Genomic DNA, 10,687 nt, shown 5'->3' with positions numbered 1-10,687 from the left:
CAATAAGAATGTTAAAAATAAGAAATAACTCAGTTTTTTTAGTAAAAACAATTTTTTCAAGATTAAAAAAATTCATTATAGCAATTTAATTATATAAGTTTTATAGTTATATTAAAATCTATAAAAGGGGAAATCGATGGAAGAGAAGAATTTTGTTCATCTGCATATGCATACGGCTTATTCCTTTTTAGATGGAGCAATTAGCTTGGATAAGCTTTTTAATAAAGTTAAAGATTGTGGCATGAAAGCTGTGGCAATTACAGATCACGGTGCTATGTTTGGCACAATTGATTTTTATAGAAAAGCTTTAAAATATGGAATTAAACCGATCCTTGGATGTGAGGTTTATGTAGCACCCGATTCACGATTTAATAAGGAATATGAAAAGAGTGAAGATAAGAATTATCATTTAATACTACTTGCAGAGAACAATCAAGGTCTAAAAAATCTACAAATTTTAGTATCAAAGGCCTTTTTGGAGGGTTTTTATTACAAACCACGTATTGATAAAGAACTGTTAAAAGATTATAGTAGCGGCCTTATTTGTTTGTCAGCTTGCTTGGCAGGTGAATTGCCTAGATCAATACTAAGGGATGGCCTAGAAAAATCTATAGAAAAAGCAAAAGAATATGAAGATATCTTTGGAAAGGGAAATTTTTATTTGGAGATACAAGACAATGGTCTTGCCGAGCAAAAGATTGTTAATAACAATATTATAGAGATATCAAAAAAAACTGGTATACCAATTGTTGCTACCAATGATTGTCATTTTTTAAATAGAGAAGATTATATGTCACATCGCATATTAATGTGTGTTCAGATGCAAAACACCCTATCTAATTCTAAGAACAACAATATGGGGCATACTGAAGAGTTGTATGTAAAAACACCTAAAGAGATGTGGGATTCCTTTGGTTCAATCCCACAAGCTTTACATAACACCCTTGATATCGCAGAAAGATGTGAAGCATCATTTAGGTTTGGTGATTTAAAACTTCCACAATATGATGTGCCTAAAGGATATGATTCTAATTCATACTTAGAATATTTAGCAAATGAAGGATTAAAGGAGCGTCTTAGAAATATTCCAGAAGAAAAACATAGTAAATATTATGATAGACTAAAAGAAGAGTTAGAAGTAATTAAGTATAAAGGCTATTCTGGGTATTATTTAATTGTATGGGATTTTATTAAATATGCCAAAAACAATAACATACCTGTTGGCCCTGGTAGAGGCTCTGGTGCGGGATCTTTAACGGCTTATGCTTTAAAAATAACAGATATAGACCCCATTCGTTTTAATCTATTGTTTGAAAGATTTTTAAATCCTGAGAGAAAAAGTATGCCAGATTTTGATGTAGATTTTTGTATGAATAAGAGGGACTTAGTTATAGATTATGTAAAAAATAAATACGGTCAAGACAGGGTTAGCCAAATTGTTGTCTTTAGCACATTAAAAGCAAGAGCTGCCCTTAGAGATGTTGGGAGGGTGTTAGAGATCCCTCTAAATACAGTTGATAAACTAGCTAAAATGATACCCTTTTCACCTAATATGACCTTAGAGAAAGCAATAAAGATAGATCCCTCAATTGAAGAGAGTATTAAGGCGGTACCAAAGGGAGATGAACTACTAAGACATACGTTGAATTTGGAGGGCCTATATAGACAAACGGGGATGCATGCCGGTGGAATTGTTATATCAGATGAGCCACTAGTGGAATATGTGCCACTCTGCAAAGGAGTAAATGATGAAATGCTAACCCAGTACGAAAAGGATACCTTAGAGCTCATAGGTTTAGTTAAGTTTGATTTTTTAGGATTAAAAAACCTAACAATTATTGATGAAGCACTATGCTTAATAAGAAAAAAGTATAATGCTAAAATAAATATTCAAGATTTGCCTACTAACGATAAAAAAACTTATGATATTTTAAGTAGTGGGGAGACAACAGGGGTGTTTCAGCTTGAAAGTTCTGGCATGCGAAGTTTGCTTAAGAAGCTAAATCCCACATGTTTTGAAGATATAATAGCTGTTTTGGCTTTATATAGGCCTGGTCCTATTGGCAGTGGTATGCTAGATGACTTTATCCAGAGAAAGCATGGCAAACAGAAAATTGATTATTTCTTTCCTGAACTAGAAAATATACTTAAAGAGACATATGGCATAATAGTTTATCAAGAGCAAGTAATGCAAATAGCTCAAAAAATAGCAGGATATTCACTGGGCAGTGCTGATCTTTTAAGAAGGGCGATGGGAAAGAAAAAACCTGAAGAAATGAAGAAACATAGAAATATATTTTTATATGGTAGTGACGAATTAGGCATACCTGGGGCAATAAAAAAGGGATATGATAAGAAAAAAGCAGAAAAATTGTTTAATTTAATGGAGATATTTGCTGAGTATGGTTTCAATAAAAGTCATTCAGCTGCATATGCAATGCTTGCGTATCAAACAGCATACTTAAAAGCTCATTATCCTGTTTGTTATATGGCAGCCTTGCTCTCTTGTGAACTAGAGAAGGGTGAAAAAATTGAGTTTTTGATTGAGGAATGTAAGAGGGTTAATATTGATGTATTGCCTCCTGATATTAATGAGAGTTTTAAAGATTTTGTTGCTTATAAAGATAGTATTAGATTTGGGCTTTCAGCGATTAAAAATGTTGGCACTAAAGCAATAGAAGATATAATAAAAAAACGTGAAAAGGATGGATCTTTTAAGAGTATATATGATTTTTGTAAAAGGGTAGACATATATCAATGCAACAAAAAAGTTGTTGAATCTTTGATAAAAGCAGGGGCTTTTGATAGTTTTGGCAAAACAAGAAAGGCGCTCTTACAAGTGTTAGATAAGGCTTTAGAAGAAGGGCAAAATAAACAAAAATTTAAAAATCAAGGTGTAACTATTACAATTGATGAACTACTTGAAGATATTGAAGGTGAAAAAGAAGAGACCTATGAATATTACCCAGATGTAGGGGAAATGCCAGAAACTGAGCTATTGAGGTTTGAGAAGGAAGTATTGGGTTTTTATATTAGCAAACATCCTTTTAGTCTATATTCCAAAATTTTAGAGGGTATTACAACTAGTATTAAGCAATTGAAGGATTCAGCAGATGAGAATATTGTTACTACCTCTGGGATGATAAAAAGTATTAGGTACCATATTACAAAAAATAATGAAAAAATGGCTTTTGTGACTTTAGAGGATATAGAGGATAGCGTTAATGTTGTTATATTTCCAAAATTGCTTGAAAAGGTTATATCAATAATAAATGAGGATAATATTGTTGTTGTAAAGGGCAAATTAAGTGTTAACGAAGAGGAATTTAGCATCCTTGCAGATGAATTATTCTCAGTGGATACAGGTATATCAAAGCTTGTTCAGTCTTTTACAATTGTTTTAGATGAAAATACGATGCCCGAGACTATTCAGAAGCTTAAACAATTAGTTGTGCGTTATAAAGGCCCAATTCCCTTATCTTTTAAAATATGTAGTAGCAAAGGGTATACTGTTGAGATAGCCACTTCTAAAGAATATAGCATAAAACTTGATATAAATTTCCTCTATAAACTAAAGGGAATTATAAAAAAGGACAACTATTTTTTAGAAATTAAAAATAATGAGGTTAAGAAAAATGGATCAAGCTTTAACTATAGCTACGTCTGATAGTGGAGGTGGCGCAGGTGTACAGGCTGATTTAAAAAGCTTTGCAGCAAACAATGTATATGGTACTTCAATTATAGTAGCTTTAACTGCACAAAATACAAGAGAGGTAAAATCTATATATCCTTTAAGCAAACAATTTATTCAAGATCAGTTTGATGTTATATTTAGTGATTTTACAATTAATGCTGTAAAGATTGGTATGTTATATAGTGCCTCTATTATAGGTGTAGTTGTGGAAAATCTCTTAAAATACAAAGCCAAAAATATTGTAGTTGATCCTGTTATGTTGTCAAAGAGTGGCGCAAAACTACTTGAAGATAGCGCAGTTTATACATTAAGAGAAGAATTATTTAAGATTGCTGATTTAATAACCCCTAATATAGAGGAGGCAACATATCTTTCAGGAGTTAAAATCCAAAGCATAGATGATATGAAAAAAGCTTCAAAAATTATAAAAAATATGGGGCCTCGTGGTGTGTTAATTAAAGGAGGGCATTTAGAAGGCGAAGAAGCAATTGATCTACTATTTTATAATAATGATTTTTCATTTTTTAAAAGCCAAAAAATATCAACAAAGAATACACATGGAACAGGTTGCACATATTCATCAGCAATAGCAGCAAATTTAGCAAAAGGGAAAGATATTGTTAATGCTGTAGAAAGCGCTAAAACGTATACCTTTAATGCTATTAAATATGCTAAAGACCTCTACATTGGTAATGGATTTGGCCCGCTAAATCATTTTTATTTTTTAGAACATAAATAAATTACTGGTTTTATAAATACATCAGAAGGAATAGTAGTCTTACATATCATTTAACATAAAATAAGAGCCTTTGTTTATAAGGTATTATTCTAAACGCATGATAAGATCTCCACTTTCTACATCACTACCTTCGCTTAGATATATATTGTTTACTCTTCCATCTAAACTTGATGTTATTTTTGTTTCCATTTTCATTGCTTCAGTTATTACAAGAGGCTTGCCTTTATGTACTGTGTCTCCTTTTTTAACAAGTATCTGAGCAATTTTACCAGGCATAGTTGCGCATATATCTCTAGGATCATCAAGGTTTCCTTTAATATTTGATTTTACTATTTCTGCGAATTTTTCATCTTTGATTTGCACGCTTCTAGGTTGACCATTTAATTCAAAATATACTGTTCTATAACCCTTTTTATCAATTTCACTAAAACCTAAATATTTAATAATAAGGGTTTTACCCTCTTCTATGTCTACATATATTTCTTCTTCTCTTTTTAAAGGGTAAAAAAACGATTTTGTAGAAAACACTGAAGGATCGCCGAATACATCAGTAAATTTAATATAGTCTTTAAATACAGCAGGGTATAGTGCATATGAAATTATATCTTCTTCAGTGAAATTTCTATTAAAGATATTTTTTAACTCTTTTTCTGCAGATTGAAAATCATATTCTTTAAGTTGTTTTCCTGGCCTATCTGTTATCGGTTTTTCACCTTTTAAAATAATTTTTTGTAATTTTTTTGGGAATCCTTTGTATGGTTGACCTAACATGCCTTTAAAAAAATTATATACTGAGTCAGGAAAAGATAAGGTCTCTCCTTTTTTATAAAGATCTTCAATTGTAAGGTTGTTTTTTACAAGAAATAATGCCAGATCTCCGACAACCTTTGATGAAGGGGTTACTTTTATAATGTCGCCCAATGCGTCATTGACTTTCTTATACATATCTTTTATTTCCTCCCATTTGTCCACGAGGTTTGTTGCTTCAATTTGCACTATTAAGTTTGAATATTGTCCTCCAGGGATTTCATGTTTATAAACTTCAGCTGTTGGAGATTTTAATCCACTTTCGAAGGGGAAATAATACCTCCTTACTTTTTCAAAATAGTCAGATATCTTTTGTGCCCAATAAATATTTATTGATGAACGCTTCTCTGTTGATTTTATTGCTTCTAAGATAGAGTTAAAGCATGGTTGGCTTGTAAGCCCGCTCATAGAGCTTGTAGCTACATCAACAATATCAGCTGAGGCTTCAATTGCATTTAACAATGAGGCTTCAGCTACACCGCTAGTTGAATGGGTGTGAAAATGAATAGGCAAGCCTGTTTCTTCCTTTATGTGCTTAATAAGCATTTTTGCTGCATAGGGTTTACACAAACCTGCCATATCCTTTATACCTATTATATCCGTTCCAGCATGAGCTAATTCTTTGCTTAAATCAACATAATATTTTAAGTTATACTTATTTTTTGAGCTATCTGTTATATCACCTGTATAACAAATTGCTGCTTCACAAACTTTCCCCTGTTTTTTTACCTCATCAATTGCTGGTCTCATCTGCTCAACCCAATTGAAACAGTCAAAAATACGAAAAATATCTATTCCATTTTTAGAGGATAATCTTATAAATTCTTTCACTACATTATCGGGATAATTTGTATAACCAACTGCATTAGAAGCTCTAAGCAACATTTGGAACATTATGTTAGGGATTTTTTCCCTTAAAAGTTTTAGTCTTTCCCAAGGGGATTCTTTGAGGAATCTATATGAAACATCAAAGGTTGCTCCTCCCCACATTTCTATTGAAAACAATTCAGACATATAATGGGAATAAATATCAGCTATATTGAGCAGATCTATTGTTCTAAGTCTTGTGGCGAGCAATGATTGGTGAGCATCTCTAAATGTTGTGGATGTAAAAAGTACTTCTTTACTATTGTTAATATATTCTATTATGCCCTTTACACCCTTATTTTCCAGTATATTCTTTGTTCCTTCAGGTACTTTATCACCATGCCTTATAATAGGAGTAGTAATTGTGGGTAGTGTTGTTTCATCTGATATATAAACCCTTGATGGATTGTTAATAATATTATTTCCTAAAAACATTAATGCTTTTGTTGCCCTATCTTTTATCTGTTTGAATTTGAATAGATTAGGCGTATTGTCTATAAATGTGGTATTAGCATCACCTCTTAAAAAAGTGGGGTGTTGTATAACATTTTTAAGAAAAGGTATATTTGTTTTTACACCTCTTATGCGAAATTCACTTAGGGATCTGTTCATCTTTCTTGCAGCAGCTTCTAAATTTCTACCCCATGTTGTAACTTTTACTAGCAAGGAGTCGTAATGAGGTGTAATCTTAGCATTGATAAAACCGCTGCCTGCGTCTAACCTTACCCCAAAACCAGAAGCTGTTCTATAAGCCTGTATTTGTCCTGTATCAGGTATAAAATTGTTTTCAGGATCTTCTGTGGTAACTCTACACTGAATAGCATGACCATCTTTTTGTACAGATTGTTGGGATTTTATATTAATTTCCTTAGAATCTAGTTTTTTCCCTTCGGCAATTAGAATCTGGGATTGCACTATATCTATACCTGTAATCTCTTCTGTTACTGTGTGTTCAACCTGAATTCTGGGATTAACCTCTAAAAAGTAATAATTGTATTTGTTGTCAACTAAATATTCAACAGTTGCCGCATTAACTAAACCTGCTTTCCTGGCTAAGATTATAGAAGAATTGTATAATTTATTTAAAAGTTCCTTGTTGATATTCAAAGATGGAGCCATCTCTATTATTTTTTGATGTCTCCTCTGTATTGAACAGTCTCTTTCATATAAATGTATTATATTCCCATAGTTATCTGCTAATAGTTGAACCTCAATATGTTTTGGTTTTTCAATATATTTTTCTAATATAATACCTTCTCTACCAAAAGATTTTAAAGATTCATTTTTAGCTGACTCAAAATTCATAATTAATTCATCTTCACTATTACAGATCCTTATCCCTCTGCCTCCACCACCTGCTGTTGCCTTAATTAATAAAGGATATCCGATATTTTTTGCTATATTTTTAGCTTCTACTATGTTTTTGACTTCTTTATCAGAGCCTTCAATTATAGGAATATTGCACTTTGCTGCTAACATTCGTGATATATGTTTATCGCCAAATGTTTTTAATGTTTTATATGATGGCCCTACGAAGATTATACCCACATTATTACAAGCTTTTGCAAATTCAGAGGATTCGGATAAGAAACCATAGCCAGGATGTATAGCATCAATATCTTTATTTAGTGCTAACTCAATAATTTCGTCAATGTTGAGATAAGCAGCTATAGGATCTAGGCCTTTGCCTATTAAATAGGCCTCATCGGCTTTATAGCGGTGTAGTGAGTATCTATCCTCATTAGAATAAATAGCAATTGTTTCTATATTAAGTTCTGTACAAGCCCTAAAAATTCTTATTGCTATTTCACCGCGATTAGCTACTAAAAGTCTTTTTATCTTCACAATTATCCCTCTAAATATTTATAATTAGTTTAGTTTATAGTATAATTATAAAGAAAAGTAAAACCCAATATGTGAAATATTTTAAGATAATAAAATATTTATTAAATTATTAAAATAGTTTGATTTCTTCATTTAAATATAATCTATCACTGGTACGTTTATGTAAATGCAATACCCCTTTGTTTTTGCATTTAAAAACGGTATTTAAATGCTTGTAATGAGAATTTTATTAATAAGCTTTTAATTTATTTATTTATAGTTATTTACACTCGCTTATATTTACTACTCTGTTACTCCTCTCTATAGTGTAAAGCATCCCTGGATCACTTCTATCCCATGCAATACCTTGTCCTTCGTTTGCTACAGCTATGGTATCTACTAATTTCAATATTGAACCAGATTCAGGTAATTCAACTTTATACATCTCACTTAGATCATGCCCTGTTACATAGAGGTAGCCATCTTCTCCCCAAGAGCCACCTGAAATACTCATAGGTTCAGCTTTTTCAATTATCTCATCAGGGAATATAAAAGCCTCCTGAAAATCCCAGTTACTATCAAATTTTATTAATTGTGTATAATATGAATTGCCATACGGATCCATTGATGGACCAAAAACCCTGCTGTAATTGCCAAATGTTGCCCACCAGCTATTATTATGCCAGTCAACCCATGTTAAGGACCCCCAGTTTATTCCAAAGCTATGAGAATCAATATGTTTCATTGTTTTTGTATCCCATACCTCTACAGAGCTAGTCATTGGTAAGTCGTGATAATTTGAGTGGGCACAATATAATTTGCCATTCACCACAACGCCAGAATCTAGATGTATAATAGGCCCATTTTCATCGCCTACCCACTTTGAAATGAGTTTGCCAGTATTTTTATCATACTTCCCTATTTCTCTGTTATTTATTGCATAAAAATACTTATCATCCACTGCTACACCTTGCCTTGCAAACTCAGAAGGATAGGATTTAACAAGGGAGCAACTATTTATCTGGTTTTTAATATACTTGCCTAAACCAGCCTGTGTTTCAAATGTTTTATCACTTGCTATACACATCCCAGCTAAGGCAATAAATATTAATATAATATGTTTAAACATATGTTCCTCCTATTATTTAAGTTTGTCAGCATTTAACACCCAATAGGCTAAATCAGGCTGTTCAACAAAAAGTCCATCAACATTATATTTGAAATAAAATGTTTTAAGTTCCTCTTCAAAGGATTTGTATTGTTCCTTTACATCTTCTTTTCTGAAAGTCCATGGATGGACTAAGAGCCCATTATTGTGAGCTCTTGCGACTAAGCTACTATCTTTTTCTATTAAACCTTTATTAGGACCAATCCCACTAGCATATTTTGCAATATTCTTTAGCCCTTCATCAGTCAGCATATGGGAGTATTCCTTTTCGCTACCTATAAGTTGAACTAATTTTATTTGCGTTTGAAATTCATTTGATAATCTTTTTAAAGAATTTTCATCAAAGCATTGAATATATACATTGTCTTTTTGATTAGTATATCCATATTTGGATAATATTTCTATCGTAGCTTTTTCTATATCTAGGTTATGCTTATGGTGCCAGGCTGGATTTTTCATTTCAGGATAGATGCCAACATTCTTGTCCGTACTTCTATTCAAACCCTTTACAAGCATGATTGCTTCTTCAAATGTAGGTATTTTTAAAAATTCATAGTCAGGATTAAATCTATTGGGGTATATGGGTCTTCCATTTGCATCCTTGTGCGTTGTGACGTTAAGCTTTTTTATTTCAGATATCGTAAAATCTTTTACATAATAATGACCATCTGAGCTTACTTTCTCAGGAAATTTTTTCTGAACATCTGTGGTAGCCTCTAGATGGATATTATGTATACATATTAAAAAACCATCTTTTGTCATATTTAAATCGGGTTCTATAAAATTGGCTCCTGATGCATAGGCATATGCATAACTTTCTAAGGTGTGCTCTGGCATATAACCAGAGGCTCCTCTGTGAGCGATAACTATTTTCTTTGTTTGATTAACCATCTTGTTCAACTCCATTGCACCCAGGCCAATGTCCGAAAAGTTGTTCTCTGTAAAAGCAAAATTATAATTAAATAATATCAATATGGTGAGTAAACATATCTTTTTAATCATTTTATATCTCCTCAATAATTGTTATTTTTAATTAACATAAACAAAAATTGGGTTAGAATAAAACCACAAATCAGCCCATGCCTCATCAGCGCCATCGAGTTTTTCCTGTTTAAAGTCCACTAAAGGATTGCCTTCCTGGTCTGTCTCAAAAGGTGTATTAGGTGCCAAATTAGTCCCCCTAAGCCTAAAATATGTATTTTTATCTACTCTTACGCTATATGTTGTTTTATACCAACCATCATTGGTTTTACTAAAATCACTACTATTAAACCTCTTTATTATCCTTGTTGTTTCATTTGTATCTTTTGTATAATCTGGACTGTTTGGTTGAATTTTTTCTATAATATCACCTACAATTAAATCTATATGGTGAACTATGGGCTTATCTCCATTATTATTTATTTCAGGGCTTTTGTAAGCAATTGTAATTTCTAAATTACTGTTTTTGTTCAATCTAAAATCATCACCCATTGTCGCAGAATCAGATTCATTTTTAACAGTAAATTCAAGTGCATTTATTAAATCACCATGAACTGCAAAGGAATTACCAGATTTTAATCCTTTTACAATCTCACTCATTGAATAA

Annotated in this window: 6 protein-coding genes; 2 read left to right on the top strand and 4 right to left on the bottom strand. The window is 32.0% G+C overall.

Translation table 11 applies throughout. The annotated features are described in order from the left end of the window. The first annotated feature begins 136 nt into the window (after window positions 1–136). The gene (locus SVN78_05780) at window positions 137–3,667 is read left to right on the top strand and encodes a DNA polymerase III subunit alpha (GenBank protein ID MDY6821112.1); all 3,531 of its coding nucleotides are present in this window, start codon (window positions 137–139) and stop codon (window positions 3,665–3,667) included. Further along, window positions 3,636–4,433, top strand: coding sequence for a bifunctional hydroxymethylpyrimidine kinase/phosphomethylpyrimidine kinase (gene thiD, locus SVN78_05775; protein MDY6821111.1), 798 nt, complete (start codon window positions 3,636–3,638; stop codon window positions 4,431–4,433). Before SVN78_05780 ends, thiD begins: the two co-directional genes overlap by 32 nt. An 84-nt stretch (window positions 4,434–4,517) precedes the next feature. Here thiD and SVN78_05770 read toward each other — a convergent pair whose 3' ends face one another. The 4 genes from SVN78_05770 to SVN78_05755 all read right to left on the bottom strand — a co-directional run. Continuing rightward, the gene (locus SVN78_05770; GenBank protein MDY6821110.1) at window positions 4,518–7,952 is read right to left on the bottom strand and encodes a pyruvate carboxylase; all 3,435 of its coding nucleotides are present in this window, start codon (window positions 7,950–7,952) and stop codon (window positions 4,518–4,520) included. Window positions 7,953–8,211: 259 nt separating this feature from the next. After that, complete coding sequence (locus tag SVN78_05765) at window positions 8,212–9,060, bottom strand: cycloisomerase (protein ID MDY6821109.1); 849 nt, start codon at window positions 9,058–9,060, stop codon at window positions 8,212–8,214. Window positions 9,061–9,072: 12 nt separating this feature from the next. After that, on the bottom strand, window positions 9,073–10,101 hold the full coding sequence (glpQ, locus tag SVN78_05760; GenBank protein ID MDY6821108.1) for a glycerophosphodiester phosphodiesterase: 1,029 nt from the start codon (window positions 10,099–10,101) through the stop codon (window positions 9,073–9,075). 27 nt (window positions 10,102–10,128) lie between these two features. Continuing rightward, a partial coding sequence (locus SVN78_05755; GenBank protein ID MDY6821107.1) for a hypothetical protein occupies window positions 10,129–10,687 on the bottom strand: 559 nt, incomplete at its 5' end.

The organism is Deferribacterota bacterium (assembly GCA_034189185.1).
Taxonomy (GTDB): Bacteria; Chrysiogenota; Deferribacteres; order Deferribacterales; family UBA228; genus UBA228.
Note: the sequence above shows the minus strand (reverse complement) of the source record. Positions and strands in the feature narration are given on the sequence as shown.